General features: G+C 62.7%; 19 protein-coding genes. 13 read left to right on the plus strand and 6 right to left on the minus strand.

Annotated elements, in window-relative coordinates:
* The first annotated feature begins 57 nt into the window (after positions 1 to 57).
* From AC0L16_RS14490 to AC0L16_RS14545, 12 genes are all read left to right on the plus strand, one after another.
* Positions 58 to 993: a carbohydrate ABC transporter permease gene (locus tag AC0L16_RS14490; protein WP_473621513.1), complete on the plus strand. Its 936-nt coding sequence runs from the start codon at positions 58 to 60 to the stop codon at positions 991 to 993.
* Positions 986 to 1888 carry a carbohydrate ABC transporter permease gene (locus AC0L16_RS14495; protein WP_473621515.1) on the plus strand — a complete coding sequence of 301 codons (903 nt, stop codon included), beginning with the start codon at positions 986 to 988 and terminating at the stop codon, positions 1886 to 1888. The genes AC0L16_RS14490 and AC0L16_RS14495 overlap by 8 nt, the downstream gene beginning before the upstream one ends.
* A 25-nt stretch (positions 1889 to 1913) precedes the next feature.
* Complete coding sequence (locus AC0L16_RS14500) at positions 1914 to 3011, plus strand: ABC transporter ATP-binding protein (RefSeq protein ID WP_473621516.1); 1098 nt, start codon at positions 1914 to 1916, stop codon at positions 3009 to 3011.
* Positions 3012 to 3015: 4 nt separating this feature from the next.
* A complete protein-coding gene (locus tag AC0L16_RS14505) occupies positions 3016 to 3789 on the plus strand; it encodes an SDR family NAD(P)-dependent oxidoreductase (RefSeq protein ID WP_473621517.1) in 774 nt (257 codons plus the stop codon).
* A gap of 40 nt (positions 3790 to 3829) precedes the next feature.
* The gene (locus AC0L16_RS14510; protein ID WP_473621519.1) at positions 3830 to 4831 is read left to right on the plus strand and encodes a sugar phosphate isomerase/epimerase family protein; all 1002 of its coding nucleotides are present in this window, start codon (positions 3830 to 3832) and stop codon (positions 4829 to 4831) included.
* Entirely contained in the window at positions 4828 to 5640 is an 813-nt protein-coding gene (locus tag AC0L16_RS14515) for an SDR family NAD(P)-dependent oxidoreductase (RefSeq protein WP_473621520.1), read from the plus strand. Before AC0L16_RS14510 ends, AC0L16_RS14515 begins: the two co-directional genes overlap by 4 nt.
* Positions 5641 to 5976: 336 nt before the next feature.
* Positions 5977 to 7164, plus strand: coding sequence for a magnesium transporter (locus tag AC0L16_RS14520; protein WP_077376627.1), 1188 nt, complete (start codon positions 5977 to 5979; stop codon positions 7162 to 7164).
* 474 nt (positions 7165 to 7638) lie between these two features.
* Positions 7639 to 8913 (plus strand): tetratricopeptide repeat protein, encoded by a 1275-nt coding sequence (locus tag AC0L16_RS14525; RefSeq protein WP_473621522.1) that lies wholly within the window; start codon positions 7639 to 7641, stop codon positions 8911 to 8913.
* Positions 8914 to 9008: 95 nt separating this feature from the next.
* Entirely contained in the window at positions 9009 to 9725 is a 717-nt protein-coding gene (locus tag AC0L16_RS14530) for a FecR domain-containing protein (RefSeq protein ID WP_473621523.1), read from the plus strand.
* A gap of 81 nt (positions 9726 to 9806) precedes the next feature.
* A complete protein-coding gene (locus AC0L16_RS14535; RefSeq protein WP_473621524.1) occupies positions 9807 to 11663 on the plus strand; it encodes a CHASE2 domain-containing protein in 1857 nt (618 codons plus the stop codon).
* The gene (locus AC0L16_RS14540; protein ID WP_473621525.1) at positions 11663 to 11788 is read left to right on the plus strand and encodes a hypothetical protein; all 126 of its coding nucleotides are present in this window, start codon (positions 11663 to 11665) and stop codon (positions 11786 to 11788) included. The genes AC0L16_RS14535 and AC0L16_RS14540 overlap by 1 nt, the downstream gene beginning before the upstream one ends.
* Positions 11789 to 11905: 117 nt before the next feature.
* Complete coding sequence (locus AC0L16_RS14545; protein WP_473621527.1) at positions 11906 to 12802, plus strand: alpha/beta hydrolase; 897 nt, start codon at positions 11906 to 11908, stop codon at positions 12800 to 12802.
* A 17-nt stretch (positions 12803 to 12819) separates the two neighbouring features.
* Here AC0L16_RS14545 and AC0L16_RS14550 read toward each other — a convergent pair whose 3' ends face one another.
* Entirely contained in the window at positions 12820 to 13719 is a 900-nt protein-coding gene (locus AC0L16_RS14550) for a proline iminopeptidase-family hydrolase (protein ID WP_473621528.1), read from the minus strand.
* A gap of 251 nt (positions 13720 to 13970) precedes the next feature.
* Positions 13971 to 14903, minus strand: a complete 933-nt coding sequence (locus tag AC0L16_RS14555; protein ID WP_473621529.1) for an arginase family protein — start codon at positions 14901 to 14903, stop codon at positions 13971 to 13973.
* A gap of 283 nt (positions 14904 to 15186) precedes the next feature.
* Here AC0L16_RS14555 and AC0L16_RS14560 point away from each other — a divergent pair, with 283 nt between their 5' ends.
* A complete protein-coding gene (locus tag AC0L16_RS14560; protein ID WP_473621530.1) occupies positions 15187 to 15675 on the plus strand; it encodes a cupin domain-containing protein in 489 nt (162 codons plus the stop codon).
* A 17-nt stretch (positions 15676 to 15692) separates the two neighbouring features.
* Here AC0L16_RS14560 and AC0L16_RS14565 read toward each other — a convergent pair whose 3' ends face one another.
* From AC0L16_RS14565 to AC0L16_RS14580, 4 genes are all read right to left on the minus strand, one after another.
* Positions 15693 to 16769 (minus strand): ABC transporter ATP-binding protein, encoded by a 1077-nt coding sequence (locus AC0L16_RS14565; RefSeq protein WP_473621531.1) that lies wholly within the window; start codon positions 16767 to 16769, stop codon positions 15693 to 15695.
* Entirely contained in the window at positions 16766 to 17566 is an 801-nt protein-coding gene (locus AC0L16_RS14570; protein ID WP_091597346.1) for an ABC transporter permease, read from the minus strand. The genes AC0L16_RS14565 and AC0L16_RS14570 overlap by 4 nt, the downstream gene beginning before the upstream one ends.
* Position 17567: 1 nt before the next feature.
* A complete protein-coding gene (locus tag AC0L16_RS14575; protein ID WP_473621533.1) occupies positions 17568 to 18428 on the minus strand; it encodes an ABC transporter permease in 861 nt (286 codons plus the stop codon).
* 69 nt (positions 18429 to 18497) lie between these two features.
* Positions 18498 to 19502: an ABC transporter substrate-binding protein gene (locus AC0L16_RS14580; RefSeq protein WP_473621534.1), complete on the minus strand. Its 1005-nt coding sequence runs from the start codon at positions 19500 to 19502 to the stop codon at positions 18498 to 18500.
* Positions 19503 to 19565 lie beyond the last annotated feature (63 nt).

Consider the following 19565-nt stretch of genomic DNA (forward strand, 5'->3'; position numbering starts at 1 on the left):
CGCTGCCGATGATTGGCTCGGCGCGGCGCGCCCGGCCTGACTTCGCCGGAGCAGCCGATGTCCACGCATGACCTGACTGTATCGGTTGCGGCTCCCGCAACCCCGTGGCGGCAGCGCTTGGGCACGATGGTGCCAATTCTGGTGCTGGCGCCCTCGCTTGCGGCGAGTTTCGTCTACGTCTTCGTCTTCACGCTCTGGACGCTGTATCTCTCGCTCTCCAGTTCGTCGCTGATGCCGACCTATGGCTTCGTCGGCCTGGACAATTATGCTTCGCTCTGGGCGAATCGGCGCTGGAACATCGCCTACACCAACCTCTTTCTGTTCAGCGGCTTCTATATCGTCGGCTCGATGGCAATCGGACTGCTTCTGGCGATCCTGATCGACCAGCGCGTTCGCGGCGAAGCGGTCTGGCGCACGATCTTCCTCTATCCGCTGGCAGTCTCCTTCATCGTCACCGGCACGGTGTGGAGCTGGCTCTATAATCCCGTCGACGGCATCCAGGCCTTCGTGCGGGGGCTCGGCTGGACCGACTTCAGCTTCGCCCTGACGGCCAACCGCAACACCGCAATCTACGCGGTGATCATAACCGGTATCTGGCAGTCGTCCGGCTTCGCGATGGCGCTTTTCCTGGCTGGCCTGCGATCGGTCGATCCGGATCTCATCAAAGCAGCGCAGATCGACGGTGCGTCGGTTTCGCGAACCTATCGGAAGGTCATCCTGCCGACGATCGCCCCGATTTTTCTGGCGGTGGCGGTCATCCAGATCCAGTTCGCCATCAAGACCTTCGATCTGGTGGCGGCGTTGACGCGGGGTGGGCCAGGTGTGTCGACTACCTTCCCGGCGATCTATGTCTACGACCTGATGTTCCAGCGCGGGCAGATCGGCGAGGGTGCCGCCGCGGCGATGATGATGCTCGCCGCCCTCGCGGTTGTGCTGGTGCCCTATTCCTTGTGGATCGTTTGGCGCAGGCGGGCGGAGGGCCGCAATGGCTGAAATCGCCGCCAACGCCCGGCATGATCCCGAAGCGGCCGCGGCCACGCGGCGATATTTCTGGAACCGCTTCCTTGTCTATGCGGTGCTGACGCTTTTCGCTGTCATGTACCTTGCGCCGCTGCTGGTCGTCGTCTTCAACTCGTTGCGGGAGCAGTCCGACATCGCCCGCAACGGCCTCATCTCGCTGCCGCGCAGCTTCCGCCTCGACGCCTGGGCGCAGGCTTGGGGCACCTATTGCGTCAGCGGCACCTGCGAAGGCATGAAGCGCAATTTCTTCAACTCGCTCTGGATGACGATCCCCGCAACGCTCATTTCCACGCTCCTCGGTGCCATGAACGGCTATGTGCTGTCGAAATGGCGTTTCAAGGGCTCGGAAATTCTGTTCAATTTGATGCTGCTCGGCGTCTTCATGCCCGGCCAGATCTCGCTGATGCCGTGGGCGTTCCTGCTCGGCAAGCTCGGCCTGACCAATTCGACATACGGGCTGGTCTTGATACACGTCGTCCAGGGCATCTCGTTCACCACTCTGTTCTGCCGCAATTTTTACGTCAGCATACCGGACGACCTTATCAAGGCGGCACGCATCGACGGCGCCGGCTTCTGGCGGATTTTCCGCAAGATCATCCTGCCGCTGTCGCCGCCGATTTTGATCGTCACCGTCATCTGGCAATTCACCGGCATCTGGAACGAGTATCTGTTCGGCGTCGTCTTCACCTCCGGCCAGCAGCAGCCGATTACGGCGGCATTGGTCGCGCTTACTGCCGGCGGCACGACTGCCCGTGCTTACGATGTGATGAGCGCAGCCGTGCTGATCGGCGCGCTGCCGCCGCTGCTGATCTACCTGTTCGGTGGAAAATACTTCGTGCGCGGCCTGACCCAAGGCGCCATCAAATGAGGCGCCATCAAATGAGGCATCGCCCATGTCCGCGCTGATGATCCGCGACCTTCACAAGAGCTATGGCGGGCTCGAGATTCTGGCCGGCATCAATCTCGAGGCGCGAACCGGCGAGTTCGTCGCCCTGGTCGGCCCGTCGGGATGCGGCAAGTCAACCTTGCTCGCCATGATCGCCGGCCTGGAGACCGTCACCTCGGGCGAGATCTGGATCGGCGACCGGCTGGTGAACTCCGTGCAGCCCAAGGACCGCGACATAGCGATGGTGTTCCAGTCCTACGCCCTCTATCCGACCATGACGGTGCGCCAGAACATCACCTTCGGCATGGAAAGCCGGGGCGTGCCCAAAGCGGAGCAGGCGGAGGCCGTAAAGCGGGTTGCCGCACTCCTGCAGATCGAGCAGCTGCTCAACCGCAAGCCTGGGCAATTGTCGGGTGGCCAGCGGCAGCGCGTTGCGATGGGACGCGCCCTGGTACGCGACCCAAAACTGTTTTTGTTCGATGAGCCGCTGTCCAATCTCGACGCCAAGCTGCGCGTCGACATGCGCACCGAAATCAAGAAGCTGCACCATCGCGTCGGCAAGACGACGGTGTACGTCACCCACGATCAGGTTGAGGCGATGACGCTCGCGTCCCGCATTGCGGTGATGAACCAGGGCTCGGTGCAGCAGTTCGACACGCCGAAGCGGATCTATGACCGGCCGACCAACATGTTCGTGGCCGGTTTCATGGGATCGCCGGCGATGAATTTCATCCCCGCCCGGCTTACGGGCTCAACCAGCATCTCGGTGCGCGCCGCTGACGGCAGCGACGCTACTCTTGCCCTTGCCGCGCCTTTGCCAGCCGGTGCGCCAAAGGACGTGGTGCTCGGTGTTCGGCCCGAACACATCTACCGTTTCACGGCGGACCTGAAGTCGCGCAAACCTGCTGTGCAGCCCTTGCAGGCGCCGGTCGAACTGGTCGAGCCGACCGGTGCCGAGACGCTTGCAGTCCTCAGGCTAGGCGACCTGGAGATCACCGGACGTTTCGAGCCGGATGACGCTCCCGTCATGGGCGAGACGATAACGCTCGGCATCGACATGTCGCGCGCCTGTCTGTTCGATCCAGCAACCAGGGCGCTTCTGTGATCTGATGTCCATGCAATTCGCGACTTACCCGAGCTTGACCGATCGCGTCGTGCTGATCTCCGGCGGCGCCTCCGGGATCGGCGCCGATTTGGTCCGCGCTTTCGTGGCGAATGGCGCGCGTGTGGCCTTTCTCGATGTGCAGGATGGGCCCGCGGAGGCGTTGGTGCACGAGCTCGGTGGCGTCGCCAAACAGGCCCCGGTGTACCTCCATTGCGATGTGACAGACATCCATGCGCTGCAGGCTTCGGTGGAAGGCGTGCGCGCGCGGCTTGGTCCGGTCGCCGTCCTGGTGAACAACGCTGCCGACGATCAGCGCCATCCTGTTGACTCGGTGACATCAGAATATTGGGACCGCAGCTTCGACGTCAATCTCCGGCATCACTTCTTCGCCGCGCAGGCGGTGCATCCGCATATGAAGGAACTCGGCTTCGGCTCGATCATAAACTTCTCGTCCATCGCCTGGCGTTTCGGCGCGGACCAGATGGTGGCCTATGCCACCGCCAAAGGCGCCGTGGTGGCGCTGACGCGCGCACTGGCGCGGTCGTTCGGATCCGACAACATCCGCGTCAATGCAGTCGAACCCGGCGCAGTCATCACCGAGCGGCAGCGCCAGCTGTGGTTCAAGACCCAGGACGCAATCGACCAGACGGTGCAGCGGCAATTGATCCGCCGCGTCCTGCTGGGCGAGGAGATTGCACGGACCGTGCTGTTCCTTGCCGCCGACGACAGCCGCATGATCACGAAGCAGTCCATCGCCGTCGATGCCGGTCTGCGCTGATGCGATCACTTCCACATCTTTCAACGGAACTGCCAAGCTGATGCTTCGTCTCGGCCTCAACCCTTACGGACTGACCTACACTCTCGGCCTGCAGGGACGCGGCACGCCGCGGCACAATCCGGACGGGACGGGGCTGGAAGGCTTCATAGCGCTTGCGCAGGAACTGGGCGCACGCACGCTCGAGATCTATGAACCGTGGTTGACCGACTTGCCGGACGCCGAAATCGTCGAGCTGCGCAGGCGTCTGGCCGCGCTCGACATCGTCCCGGTGGTCAGCGGCGGACTTCTGGTGGCCGGTCCGTTGGACAGTGCGTTTCGGGCGGCGCGCCTGCTCGAGGCGACAACGATCCGTGTCGCGCTGACCCCCGTCCTGTGCGGCGACCGCAACCTGTGGGGCCCGAAATGGAGTGAGTTCGGCGCGACGATCCGCGCTGCCTTGACGGAATGGGGGCCGCGTGTGGCGGCTGAGGGCCGGGTGCTCGGCATCGAGAACCATCAGGACTTCGGCAGCGACGAACTGGTCGCGTTCTGCGAACTCGGCGGGCCCGGCGTCGGCATCACCTACGACACCGGCAACACGTTTCCTGTCGGCGAGGCGCCGCTTGCCTTCACGCGGCGGATTGCGCCGCATGTCTGTCATGTCCACCTCAAGGATTATCGCGTGCAGTTCACAGATGAGGGTTTTCGTCTGGTCCGTTGCGCGATCGGCGACGGCGCCGTGCCGTTCGCCGAACTGGCTGCCATCCTCGCCGAGCACCACGACATGCTGACGGCCTCGCTTGAGCCGGGCGCGCTGGAGGCCCGTCACGTTCGCTGTCTCAGCGACGACTGGTGGAACGGATATGCGCCGAAGACCGCGCGCGAGCTCGCGGCCTGCCTGAGTGCCGCCCGCGTAAACCGCCTTGCTGACGACGCCGACTACCGGACGCCATGGGAGCGCGACGATGACGGTGCGCTGGTTTCGTATGAGCTCGACATGATCCGGCGCAGCACCGCCAACATGAAGAAGTTCGATTTCATTGCAATGGAGAAATCAGCATGACTGCCCGAGAACTCAGCGGCCTGACCGCCTTCGTGACCGGCTCGGGACGCGGCCTTGGCCGCGTCATGGCCGACCGCCTGGCCGAACTTGGCGCAAACGTCGCGATCCATGATCTCGACTGGACCCGGCCATCGCAATATGGCGAATTCGCAGACCTCGGCGAATCCGCCAGGGGTCTGGAAAAGCATGGGACACGGGTAACCGCGGTGACGGGCAACATCGGTGACAGGCAAGCCGTTGCCGAAATGAAGGGGAGGATCGAGGCGGAGCTCGGCGATGTACATGTTCTGGTCAACTGCGCCGGTGGCGACATCGGCGCCAAGGGGGTAAAGCCCAGCCCCAACAACGCACTCGACATCGACTATGATGACATCAAGGTGCTGACCGACAACAATCTCATCGGCACGATGCTGGTCTGCCAGGCGTTCATTCCGCCTATGGTCAAGCGCGGCTCAGGCTCGGTGATCAACATTGCCTCGGCGGCAGCGCATATCGGATGCTCGCCGGAGGTGGTCTACTCCACGCTCAAGGCGGCCGTTGTCCATTATACGCGTTGCCTCGCCAAGGAACTGATCGACGATGGCGTGCGCATCAATGCGGTGAGCCCCGGCGCCACCAAGACGGCACGGTTCCAGGCGAGCCGCGTGGTCGATCCGGAGCGCATGGATTCGAGCAAGAAATCGCTGAACCGCTATGCCGAGCCTGAAGAGATCGCTGACGCGGTGGCCTTCCTCGCCGGTCCGCGCGCGCGCTTCATCAACGGGCAGGTCATTCGCGTCGATGGCGGTTTCACCATCTTCCCAGGTTGAAGCGCGGCCGTCCACACCGCGAACTGTCCGGCTGAGCGCATCCCAGTGAGCAGGGCCACGACGGCCCATTGCCAACCTTACTTCATTGATGGGTTGCGACGTGCTCGCAGAGCCCAGGAAACGATGGGTGAAGTTCGGCAACACGACAATTCTCTTGGCGACACGCTGACGTTACAGCCCGCTTGTATGCACCCACGCAATGGCTCAGATTGTTGGTCTACTCGGCGTCCTGAGAAGGCGAAGATTTTCCGGATCCGAGCGCTGAGCCACTGCGCGCAGGGCAGAGCGAAACCGCTCCCGTCTACACGGAGGCGTAACTTAGAGGTTGGGGGACAGATGAGGCAAGAGAACGACGTTGAGAAGTCGGTGCGCACGCTGCGTGCTCGAGCACCTGACGACGCGGCTGAATTGCTTGCCCGAGAGTCTCCCGAGTTCATCCGAGACGTATTAAAGTTGTTGCCGGATACGCATGCCCGGAAGGTGGCGGAGCATTTGCCTCCGGATATGAGGCCGATCAAGCCTCATAGCGACGGCAAGGATATCATGGTCCCCGGATCCGTCGTCGAGCTTATGGACCCGATCCCCGCCAGCGTTCCTGTCGGGACGACGGTAGCCGCCGCGGTGGAGGCCGTCAGGCGCGCGCAGGTGCCGACCGAGTTGACTTACCTCTACATCTCGGACGAGGGCGACAAACTCGTTGGCCTGGTGGTCCTGCGCGATCTGATGCTGAGCGAACCGGCCGCCACCGTGGATCAGATCATGCTGCCGAAACCGTTCGCCCTTCACGTCGATATGCCTTTGGGCGAAGCCTGCAAGGCGGCGGTACGCCGTCACTACCCCGTCTATCCCGTGGTGGACGTGGAGAACCGGCTGCTCGGGCAGGTTCGCGGCTGGCGGCTGTTCGAGCAGCAAATCATCGAGATTTCTGCCCAGCCTGGCCAGATGGTGGGTGTCCAGAAGGAGGAGCGTTCTTTCACGCCGCTGTTTTCAGCTTTCTTGAAACGTCATCCGTGGCTGCAGCTCAACCTGCTGACGGCCTTCATGGCGGCTTTCGTGGTCAGTTCGTTCACAGGCACGATCGAGAAGATCGTCGCGTTGGCGGCGTTCCTCCCGGTGCTGGCCGGGCAGAGCGGAAACACCGGCTGCCAGGCACTGGCCATGACGTTGCGTGGTCTCGCCTTAGGGGATGTGGACAAACGACCGAAGCTGCACCTGATTCTGAGGGAGGGGGTGCTCGGGATCGCCAACGGCGTGCTCGTTGGTCTCGTGGCGGCCGCGGCCATGTGGTTCTACGCGTCGCGGCAACCGGAGTCGGCATCCCAGGCGCCCACGCTGGCACTTGTGATCCTGCTCGCAATGTCCGGATCGTGCCTCATGTCCGGGATCTCCGGCGTGCTGATCCCGTTGGGCCTGCGGCGGGTCGGCGCCGATCCGGCCGTGGCTTCGGCCATCTTCCTGACCACCGTGACCGATATCGTAGGCATGGGCCTGATGCTGGGACTGGCCACCATGCTCGTGCCGTAGGTCGCGTCCGCGGACGCGTGCCGGCATCAAGATGGCGTTGGCGGGATCACCGCCTATCATTAGCCGGGCCGCACATTGCGCAGGCGTCCTGAGAAGCATCGGCCGCCAGTTCTCCGACCGCTTGCGCAACGCGACGGAAGACCTTCGGATGAGCTACATGTGACTCTGATGCGTCAGGCGGCGGCCAGATACGTGCAGAATCGCGCAAACAATATTGATCTTGTCGCCTGCGCAATCCACGGCTGATTATGATTTGGCTTAGTTGCCGTTTGTAGGGAATACTTGCTGGAAACCCAGCAACGCTGAGAAGATCTTTGACCAACCAGCGTAGGCGAAATGCGAATGAACCCGATAGTTTGTTGCGCAGCTGCAACAGCTGCTGAAGACTCGGAGGTTTCCTGACAGTTCTGTCGCTTTTTGTCGTGTAGGCGTGCTAGATCCGCTGCACTAGTCGGGTTGGGGTGGGTTCTCGGCATGCATTCCTCGTTTTCAATGATCCTCGGCTTCGCCGCGGCGCTGCTTTGTACCGGCATATTGCCGACCGGCGCACAAGGTCTCTATCCGGTCTATGACGATGCGTTTTCGGCCCGCATTGCCAATCCGACCGACAACGGAGCGCTAGCTCAATTCGTCACAGTTGCCGTCAACGCAGGGCAGTACGATCAGGCGATCTCGTCGATCGAGCAGTATCTCATCAAATATCCTCGCGATGCGCGCGCCCGGCTCTCGGCCAGCCGGTTGTATTATCACGTCGGCTCCTATGAATTGGCCCGGCGGCAGGTGCAGTACGGCCTCGAGGTCGGGGATCTGTCCGCGGATGAGCAACAGGAAGCCGTTCGCCTGCTCGCCCGCATCGAGCGCGCGTTACGTGGCGTCACCTGGGAAATCGCTCTGACTGGCGGTATGTTCAGCGAATCCACCGATTTTGAACCGGGCGGGGCCGAAGACGACCGCACCTTGGTCTCGCCCTATGGGCGGGCGGACGGCTTTGTCCGATGGGATCTCGGCACGCCAAGTGCTGATGCACTTGTCCTCTCGGGCTCGCTGGCAGCGACAGAGCGCTTTTTCACCAAAGACCTGTCGGTTCCCGGTACCGAGGAGACGTTTATCCTCGGTAACACCGCCATTACCTTGGACAAGGGACTGCCCAACAGCGGGATCGATTCGCTACGGCTGCTACTTTCCGCGTTCGCCGTTACAGAGCGCTTCGACAGCGATATCAACGAGACCGGCGTCGGTCTAAATGGGCGCGTCCTCGTGCGCCCCACCGTTGAGACGACGCTGTTTGCAGGTGCCGGCTACATCGATCTAAGCGGCTCGAAAGGCATCTTCGCTGATAGCAGGGTCTTCTATGAGGCAGGCGGCAGCTACCGCTTCCGCAATGGCCAGGCGCTCGGACTGCGCCTGGTCGGCTCGACTGACTTCGCCTCCGGAGCTGGCGAGATCGGCAGCAGCTACATGGGAGAGGTCCGCTACGGCGGCGTGGTAATGGAAGTCCCAGACCTTTTCGTATGGTCTCACCAGGTCGCCGCCTCGGCCGGCCACGGCGACACTCCCGACTTGTCCTTCGGCATCGGCACGAACATAGAGAGCGACTTCTGGCGCATTGCCTCGGAAAGCGATTTTCAGCTCACGGAGTCGCAGAAGGTCAGTGTCGACCTCGCCTATCGTGAAACCGACTTCGAGATCGCCAGCGGCGACCGAAATTCATTCGAACTGCTCGTGAGCTACACGTTGACGCTCAACTGAAAGAGGCCGCGATGAGGACCATGTATCGTCAGATAGCCACTTGTATCGCCTGCCTTGCCTTTGCGGCACCATCTGTCGCTGAAACGGTCGGGTCCATGACGGCCTACCAGACCAACATCATCCGCAAAGACGGCGAGGCGATGAACATCGGCGCTGGCGTCGAACTCGGCGACCAGCTGCGCAGCAATGTCACCGGTCTCGGAATGCTCGTGTTCCGGGACGAGTCGAGCGCCAAGATTGGTCCGAACACCAGCCTGACGATCGATGAATTCGTCTACAATCCGGGGTCCCGATCAGGAAAGATCGACATCGGGATGAAGAGCGGCCTGGCCCGTTTCTACGGCGGTCAGGTTTCGAAAGGCGGCGACATGCAAGTTGTGACGCCGCACATGGTGCTCGGAGCCAGAGGCGGCATCATCGAAGTGCTTGTGATAGCTGGTCAGACCGTCGGCATACTGCGCGCCGGCCGCATGACCTGCATGATGAATGGCCGCAAGCTCGTGATCACAAACCCGGGCCACGCCTGCACGTCGGACAATGACAAACTGCTGACCGGCTACGGCGGTATCGACGCCTTCCCGATATTGGACAGCATCGATCGAATAGCCGGCACCGGCCTGCCAGGCGAACCGGGTCCGGGGCTGAACGTAAGCGCGATTTGTGCGTCAGCACTCGGCAATTCGCTCAAAGCCTGCAAGTCCACCGACGGCGCATTGCCCGGCGTGGCCATGGAGTTCCCTGACAGCCCAACGCCCCCTGTAGGCAGCGGGGTGGATGATGAGGATGATGACTGCTTTCCCGACTGCCGGTAAGGCCGGCCGACCGGCATGAGCCCCTCGCTTGATTGGCGGCGGGCTGCCAGGCGGAAAATACCTGGTCTTGCGGTCGTACTCTTGCTGCTCGCTTGCCATTTTGCTTTCGACGGGCCGCTGTTGCGCCTGCGCGAGCGCACGTACGACCTCTACCAGTCCCTCGCCCCGCGCCAGGCGACGAGCAATCCTGTTGTGATTGTCTCGATAGACGACGCGAGCCTTAAGGCATACGGGCGATGGCCTTGGAACCGGGGCCTTTTGGCCGATCTGGTCGATGGTGTCGCCGAGTCCGGTGCCGCGGTGATCGGGCTCGCGCTGGTGCTGCCCGAGGCTGACATCTCTCCTGATGGCATCGCCGGAGACAAGCGCCTCGCCAGCGCGCTGGCGAAAAATCGAACGGCGCTCGCCGTCAGCCTAGGCAATGAGGCGACCGTATCAGAAGCAGAGCCCAAAGCCGGCTGGTCGATCGTCGGGCAAGTACCCGAGACGCTTCCTGGCTTCACCGGTCTGACAGGCTCGCTTCCTGATTTCTCGAGCGCCGCTGCAGGCCTCGGCGTAATTCGCACTCTGCCCGATCCCGACGGCGTATTACGCCATGTGCCGCTGCTCTGGCTCCGAAATACGGCTCAAGGCGTGCAGCTCTGGCCGTCCTTCGCGCTCGAACTCCTGCGCCTCTACGCCGGAGAGAACGGCTACGTGGCCCGGATGAATGCCAGCGGGTTTGACGCGCTCAGGATGGCCGGCACCATTGTGCCACTCGAGCCGCAGGGCAGCATCCGCCTCTGGGAAACCGACACCAATACGCCGCGCATATCTGCCAGTGATATCCTTTCGGGTCGCGGCGATCCGCTGCTGCGGAACGCGATCGCCATTGTTGATCTGTCAGCCGTGGGATTGACGCAGTATCTGCCCACCCCGGCGCGTTCGGCGCGACCAGGCGTGGACATCCACGCAGATGCAATCGGCCAGATGCTTGCCGGGCGCTATCTTGCAGAGCCAACGCAAGCGCGTACGGTGGAGCGGCTGTGGTTGGTCCTCAGTGGCATCGTTTTCATTGGGCTTTCCGGAGTGCTCGCCGAGCGCGTCGCGCTTGGCGTACTCGCTCTGGCGCTCCTGGCTGCCACGCCCTTCGTGTTTGGCGTTCTCGAATACAGCCTGCAGGGTGCGCTCTATGACCCACTGCAGCCGGCGCTTGCGACGATCCTCGTAGCCGGCTTCGAAGGCTATGCCCTTTACAGGCGCAGCGAGCAGCGTCGGTCAACCCTGGCACGGCAGTTTTCGCAATATCTGTCGCCCTCCGTGGTACAACGCCTCGCAAATTCGGATACCGAAGCGATCCTGTCCGGGGAGAAGCGCGAGATCACAATCCTGCTGAGTGACATACGCGGCTTCACGGCGATGAGCGAACAACTCGATGCCCAACAAATCGGAAAGGTGGTCAACCAATTCCTCGGCCTTGCGACCGATGAGATACTCAAGCGCGATGGGACCATCGATAAGTTCATGGGCGATGCCGTGCTAGCTTTCTGGAACGCGCCGCTTGATCAGCCAGATCATCGCGAGCGCGCGCTCGAAGCGGGGCTCGCCCTGATCGAACGGGTGAAGCGCGAAAACGCTGCATTCACCGCGCGCGGGCTCCCCCCTATCGAAATCGGCGTCGCCATCGAGACTGGCGTCTGCTCCGTAGGGAATTTCGGCTCCGAACGGCGCTTCGATTACACCGCGATCGGCTCGCCGGTGAACCGCACGGCACGGCTCGAGTCAACGACCAAAAAGCTGAGCATCCCTTTGGTGCTTGGTCCCGGATTTGCCCAAGGAGCATCGATGCCGGTTGTCCAGGCGGGTGCCTTCGAACTCCAAGGCTTCAAGGGCGAGGTGCCGGTTTTCACCGTTCCGGAGATACACCCCTCGTCGCAATCTGCTGAGGAAGTCGTGTGATGTTTGGCACCGGCTCAACTCGCTACCTCATTGGCAGCCGGCTAGCTAAGCGGACGCTGGATGTTGCCAAGCGCGAAAAGATGCTCTCGGAACTCAGCGAGATCGTCTTCAACGCGTTGCCCTGATTCCGATGCACCGTGAGGTCCTCGTCGTGGCTGCCCGGAAGGACATTTAGTTCACGACGCGAGCCGACCAGTATACGCTGGCCATGAATGCCGAGACCTGTCTGAGGAGTTTTAGACTTGACGAGCATCGCCACAGAGTCCGTTGCGGATCGCGGCCGCGCCACATACGATCTTGGCGCGACCGCCATCTTTGCGTCGAAATCAGACCCACGCTTCCACTATTGCCTGTATGTGCCGCCTGCGGTTGGGGAAGGCGCCAAAGTCGACCTGCTGGTCGCCGTCCATGGCACCGGCCGCACCTCGTTCCTGGGTTTTCGCGATGCGTTCGCCGAGTTCGGGCGCTGGAACGGCTGCGCCATCTTGTGCCCGCTGTTCCCAATCGGCGTTCTCGGCGACGATGCCCGCAGCGGGTACAAATACATGATCGAGGGCGACATCCGCTACGATCAGGTGCTGCTCGCCATAGTCGAGGAAGTCGTTGCAAAATATCGTCAGGACTGGACCCGCTTCGCCATGTTCGGATTTTCCGGCGGCGGGCACTTCACCCATCGCTTCGCCATCCTCCATCCCGACAGGCTATGGGCGGCGTCGATCGGCGCGCCGGGCTCGGTGACCTTGCTCGATGCAGGGCGGGACTGGTGGGTTGGCATTCGTGACCTGCCGGAGAAGTTCGGCATCACCTTCGATGCCGCGGCGCTGGCAAAAGTGCCTGTCCAGATGATCGTCGGCGATGCCGATCTGGAGACCTGGGAAATTACGCACGCTCAAGGCAGCAGCCATTGGATGCCGGGCGCCAACGATGCCGGGCGAACGCGGCCGGAACGCCTCAGGACGTTGTGTCGATCGTTCGAGGAAGCGGGTGTGCGCGTGCGCTTCGATTTGCTGCCAGGGATAGCTCACGAACGCGACGCGGTGCTCGATCAGGTCAAGGATTTCCTGGCCCAGGCGCTCAAGGAGCGACGGAACGCATCAACAATGGCCAAGCCCCGCACCGACAAGCTTGCGCAAGGATAGCCTGTTGCGGGCAGGCCTCAATCGTATTTGGCGACGAAGCGTCCGACGGCGGCGAGGCAATCGTCCTTCTCCTCGACATGCGGCATGTGGCTGGAATTCGGAAAGACAATGCCTTCCACGTCCGGGATGCGATCGAGAAAGGGCTGGACGCAGGCCTCTGTCGCTTCGTCGTAAAATCCGCGGAACGCCAGGGTCGGCGCCTCGATCAGATGCAGGCGGTCGACGATGGTCCAGTTCCGCATCGTGCCGATGACGTGGAATTCATTGGGTCCGTTCATGGTGTGATAGACCGTCGGATCCGCGTCGGTTGCCGCGAATGTCCGGGCGACCTCCCGCGGCGTCGGAAGGACACGGCAGACGTGGCGGTCATAGAAGGCTTTGGTTGCTGCAACATAATCCGGGTGATCGGTGGTCCCGGCTGCCTCGTGCCGGTCAAGCGCGTTTTGCACGTCGGCCGGCAGCCCGGCCCGCAATTGCAGCGCGCCTTCCACCCATAGCGCCATCGAGGCCAGCGAATTGGCCAGGATCAATGCCTTGAGCCCGGCCGGGCGTCGCACGGCATGTTCGGCCGAGAGAATGCCACCCCAGGACTGGCCGAGCAGGGCGTAACGGTCGGCAATGCCAATGTGCGCGAGCAGTGCATCGAGTTCGCCCAAAAAGAAATCGACGGTCCAGAAGTCGCCGCCCTTGTCGGGCAGATGGGTCGATTTGCCGTTGCCGATCTGATCGTAGTGGATGACCGCCCTCCCGGTATCGGCAAGCTCCTTGAACGAATCGACATAGTCGTGGGTGCAGCCCGGCCCGCCGTGAGCGACGACCAAAGGCAGCTTGCCCGAGTTGAGATCTCCGATCACGCGGTACCAGGTGCGGTAGCCCCTGTAGTCGCTGAATCCTTCGGTGGTCGCATGTGCCGTCACAGTTCCAAGCTCCGCGTCATGGCGCGGCAGGAACCGAGTGACGGACCCTCCCAAGCCTTGTTTGCGGCCGACGGTACTAAGCCGCCCGGCGCATTTACAGCTAGCACTATTAATAGGTTTGCCCTGGCGGGAGGAGCCCTCAGGTGGAGAGCCTCAATGCTCCGGCTCGAAACGGTCGCCTGGTTGCTTGCCATCATCCAAGCGGCGGATAAGGCGCGGGGTTCTCGTTCGGCGAGGTTGCATGTGACGCTTCAACGCGACCCAATAGCCGCTAGCTCCCGTCCGCTTAAGCGGGGCGCGGTTGTGCCGAGCGCTGCGGCCAGGACATCAGCGAGGCGACGTCCGGCGCTGCCGTCCTCGTCGAGGCGGGGATTGTAGATGGTGACCTCGATCCCAACCGCCTTTCCGCTCGCCAGGATGATGCGAAGCGCCGCCGACAGCTCGTCCCACGACAGCCCGCCCGGTACGCGGAAATCGACCGCCGGCATGATTGCATCGTCGAGACAATCGGCGTCGAGATGGATGAAGAATCCGTCGAGTTCCGCCCGCGTCAGGTGGCCAATGGCTGCTTGGGCGGCGGCTTCGACGCCCAGGCGGCGGATGGCGTGCAGATCGTAAGCCATGAGCTCGGCTGGCAAAGACTGGCTGCCATATTCGGCCTGGTCCTCGTGGTCGCGATACGCGAAGGCGACGACGTCCCCGGAGCGCACCAACGGGCGGCGGCCCTCCAGGTCGGTCAGCAGCGCCGGCCCGTAGCCGGTGACGAAGGCCAGTTCCATCGACGCGCCTTCGCCGTTGGGCTCGGCCTCGGGCTGGAAGAAGTCGGCGTGGCCATCGATAAAGCACAGGCCGTAGCGGCCGCGCCGGCGCAGCGCGAGCGTCGGACCCAGCAAGATCGTACAGTCGCCGCCCAGCACCATTGGGAATTCGCCCGCGTCCAGCACCTCCTCCACGGCGTCGGCGAGCTTGGGCGACCACGCCGCGATCGCGTTGGCGTTCAGCGTCAGGGTCGCAGGTTCGGGCTTCGGGTCCTTCGGCGGGACCGCCAGCCGCCCGGCGCGGCGCGCATGGATGCGTTCGGCGAGGCCCAGTTCCAGCAGCCGACCAGGCAAGGCTTCAACGCCGTCGGTCGCCAGACCCAGCGAGGACGGCGCTTCAAGGATGGCATAGCGGCGGCTCGGCATCGGATGCTCCAGCTATCGCGAGCGAGAGCCGGCGTAACGCAGGCGGTCTTCGCTACTGATGGCTGCGCGGCAGCCGGTTTGGCACTATAAGCGACGCTTTTGCAGCCAAGAAACTCACCTCGCAGCCGGCGTTACTTCAGTACGTGGGCGAAACCGAGGAAATTTCAAGCCGCCGACCAATTGTTGCTGCGAAAGTTGCCGCTCACTGCCGCCCGCACCTCGCCAATTTTGCCGGCAAGGCCTATCTCCTGGTGAGCGACCCGAACCACGAAGGAGATCGATGATGGATGCCAAAGCTGCAGCGGCCGAAGCGTTCGTTCGCGAGCCGGCGGCCGGCTCGAGGCTCAACGTTCTGGGCATCACCCATATCTACAAAGCCACCGGCGCCGAAACCGCCGGGTCCTTCTCGCTTTGGGAGTCCGTGGTTCCGCCGGGTGCGGGAACGCCACCGCACACCCATGCCCGTGAGGATGAAGCCTTCTATCTGCTGAGCGGCGAACTCGTCATCGAATTCGAGGGCCAATCCGCGCCCCGTCGCGTTGCGCCCGGCGGCTTCTTCTTCGGCGCACGCGGCCGGCGCCATGCCATCCGCAATGACGCCGACAAGCCAGCTCGCGTGCTCGTCTTTTGCACGCCGAGTTGCGGTCTTGATCAGATGTTCGCGGAATTGGATGCCGCGACCGCCGCCGGCATGCCGGAGATGGCAAAGGTCGTGGCCATCGCCGCCAAATATGGCGTCACCATCGAGGCGCCGGCTGATCCGCCGCGCTGAGGTCGAACGATCGTCTGTCAGGCCGGAAACAGAAATGCGGCGGCGGGATCGAAAAAAATCTGTCTGCGCGAGGCGATGCCTTCCTGTGCTTGCGCCATGTCGGAAGTCGGCCTGACGTCGATCTCCTGGCCGGCGGCCGTGCGCGCAATGACGCGCCGCCGCTCGCCGAAAAAGGCGGTGTCGATGAATTCGACCGCAAGCCCGGCAGTGGCCGCGCCGGGTCTCAGCCGAAACGCTTCCGGCCGCACCATCAGCCTGGTCTTCTGGCCATGGCTGAACTCCCGATCGTTCCTGACGCCGGAGACGACCGAGCCATCGGCGAGGCGGATCGTGGCGGCGCCGTTGACGGTTTCAAGATGCTCGGCCGGCAGGAAATTGGAATTTCCGATAAAACTGGCGACGAATTCGCTCGCGGGTCTCAGATAGAGGTCCTCACCGGTGCCGATCTGCTCGATGCGCCCGTCACGAAACAGCGCGATGCGATCCGAAAGATGCAGGGCCTCGTCCTGATCGTGGGTGACGTAAAGGATGGTTACGCCGGTTTCGCGATGGATGCGCCGTATCTCGGCCTGGATTTCCTCGCGCAGCTTCTTGTCGAGCGCCGAAAGCGGCTCGTCCATCAGGAGGATCGGCGGATCGTAGGCGAGCGCCCTGGCAAGCGCCACGCGCTGCTGCTGTCCGCCGGAAAGCGCGCCAGGATATCGGCCGCCGAAACTCTCGAGCCGCACCAGCGACAGCATCTCGGCGACCTTTCGGTTCACCTCGGCGTCCGGCCGGCGGCGCACGCGCAACGGAAAGGCAACGTTCTCGGCGACGGTGAGATGCTGGAACAGCGTGTAGCGCTGGAACACCATGCCGATATTGCGCTTGTGCGACGGCACCGACAGCAGCGACCTGCCTTCGAGAAGAACGTCGCCGGATGTCGGATGCTGAAAGCCGGCTATCGCGTAGAGCGTCGTCGACTTGCCAGAGCCGGAAGGGCCGAGAAAGGTCAGAAATTGGCCCTTGGGTATATCGATCGTGACATCGTGCACGGCGACGAAGCTGCCGAACGCCTTGCGCAGGTCGCGAATGGAGAGGAACGGTTCGGTCATTTCGACAATTTCCGCCGAATGAGTGCGGTTACGATCATCAGGCTCAGCGTCAGAAGAACCAGAAGGCTGGAGGCCGCAGCGATGACCGGGCTGAGATCCTGGCGCAGGCTGCCCCAGATCTTGACCGGCAAGGTCTGCAAGGTGGGGCTGGCCATGAAGATCGCGACCACCACCTCGTCCCACGAGGCGAGGAAGGCAAAGATCGCCGCCGAAAAAATCCCGATCTTGATCGCCGGCAAGGTGACCCGGAGTTTTGCTTCGAATGGGCTTGCGCCGCAGACGATCGCCGCATCCTCGATGGATTTGTCGAACCCTTCGAGTGCCGCGGTGATGGGAATGATGGCGAAGGGCAGTGCCAGGACCGTATGGGCGATGACGAAGCCCGCCGTGGTGCCGCCGAGCCCGATCCGCAGGAAGAATGCATAGATGGCGATGGCGAAGACCACGACCGGCAGCACCATTGGCGTCAGCAGCAGGCCGCGAAGCGTGTTGCGCCCGCGAAACTGTCCCCGGACCAGGGCGAAAGAAGCCAGCAGCCCGATGACGACAGCAAGAATTGCGGCCATGGTGGCAATGCGCGCGCTGGTCAGCGCCGCTTCGAGCCAGGCCGGATCGGCGAAGAGCTCCTCATACCATTTCAGCGTCCAGCTTGGTGGCGGAAAAGCCAGCCACCGCGACGAGCCGAACGACAAAAGCACGATGAAAACCACCGGCAGCAGCAGAAACGCCGCGACCAGGCCGGTGAAACCCAGAAGTGCTGCACGCAGCCAGCCCAGCCGGTCGTAGTCGAGCAGCATCTCAGATGCCTCCTGTCATGCGCTTGGCGCCGACGAGGCGCAGCTGCAGCGCGTAGAGCGCCATGGTGACCACAAGCAGGATGAAAGCCGCCGCGCTTCCAAGCCCCCAGTTGAGCAAGGACTGGATCATCTGGGCGATCATTGCGGCGAGCATCATGTTGGACGTGCCGCCGAGCAGCGTCGGCGTCACGAAATAGCCGAGCGACATGACGAAAACCATCAGGCCGCCTGCAGCGATTCCGGGGAGCGATAATGGCAGCAAGATGCGGCGGAAGGCGTCGAAGGGGCTCGCACCGCACAGGGCGGCGGCGCGCAGCGTCATAGGATCGATGGCACGCAAGGTTCCGACCAGTGGCAGTATCATGAAGGGCAGCATGATGTAGACCATGCCGATGGTGACGCCGGTCAGGTTGTTGATCAGCGGCAGCGGCTCGCTGATCAGGCCGATATCCATCAGCGTCCGGTTGATGACGCCGGTGCGTTGAAGCAGCACCATCCAGGCATAGGTGCGGGTAAGCAGATTGGTCCACATCGACAGGATGATGATGCCGAAGACGATCGAGCCGAGGGCGGGCGGCATGATCGCCAGCATCCAGGCGACCGGAAACGCCACGATCACGGTGACGGCGGTGACGACGGTGGCGACCAGAAAGGTGTTCAAGAAGACCCGCGCATAGGTGCCGTCGCCAAACAGGGTGGCGTAGTTCTGCAGGCCCGGTACAGGTTCGGTTACGCTGCGCAACAGCAGTGCGACGACCGGCACCACGAAGAACAGGGTGATGAGGATCAACGCCGGCAAGGCGCCGCCGATGCCATCTGGCCGTCGAAGGATTGATGGTCGATGAAGCAAATTGCCCGACATGGCGATGATCCCGTCAGATCAGGCGAGACGCCTTGCAGCGTCCCGCCGGTTCATGGCTGAGGTCGGCTTCTATTTGGCCTGCCAGGCGTACCAGCGCTCCGCGATCTTGTCGCGGTTTTCAGCCCAGTAGTTCATGTCGAGGTCGATCTGCCCGTCGACATAGGCGTCCGGCAGCGACTTGACGACATCGGCCGGCATTTCGGCCTTGGCTGCCGTGTTGATGGGGGCGTAGCCGCTTGCTTCAGCAAACATGGCCTGACTTTTCGGGCTTGTCGCAGCGGCCAGGAATTTCATGGCGCTCGCCTTGTTCTTCGAACCCTTGGGAATGACGAGCACGTCGGCGGCGGTCATGTTCTGATTCCAGGATACGCCGACATCGGCGCCTTCCTGCTCGAGGGCGAAGACTCGTCCGTTCCAGAGCTGCCCGAAGGCCGCCTCACCGGAGGCGATCAGCTGCTGCGACTGCGCGCCGCTGTCCCACCAGACGATTTCCGATTTGATCGTGTCGAGTTTCTTGAACGCCCGGTCGAGGTCGAGCGGATAGAGCTTGTCTGCAGGCACACCGTCGGCCAACAGCGCAATCTCGATGACGCCCGGCGCCGACCATTTATAGAAGGTGCGCTTGCCGGGAAATTTCGTCAGGTCGAACATGTCGGCCCAGCCCGCCGGTTCGCCCGACACCGCGCCTTTGTTCCAGGCAAGAACGAAGGAGTAGTAGAAGCTCCCGACCGCATGCTCGATGGTGAAGCGAGGATCGAGATCGGCTTTCGGCACGACGTTGAAATCGATCGGCTCGAGCAGGCCGTCCTTGGCCGCTTTGATGGCGAAATCCATTTCGACATCGACGACGTCCCAGGCGACGCTGCCGCCTTCCACCATGGCCTTCAGCTTGCCGTAGTCGGTCGGGCCGTCCTGCAGGACCTTGATGCCGGAACTCGCTTCGAACGGAGCAGCCCAGGATTTGGTCTGCGCCTCCTGGGTGGTTCCGCCCCAGCTGGTGAACACCATTTCATCGGCGCGCGCGGCAGTGGCTGCCAGGAGTCCGGCCAAGATGCCGGTCAAAATCAGTTTCATGTCATTCTCCTCTGTTGGTTGTTTTTGTTTCTTGTTGTTGTGAAATTGCGCGATCGGCGCTGC

This window comes from Mesorhizobium sp. WSM4848, from assembly GCF_055811375.1.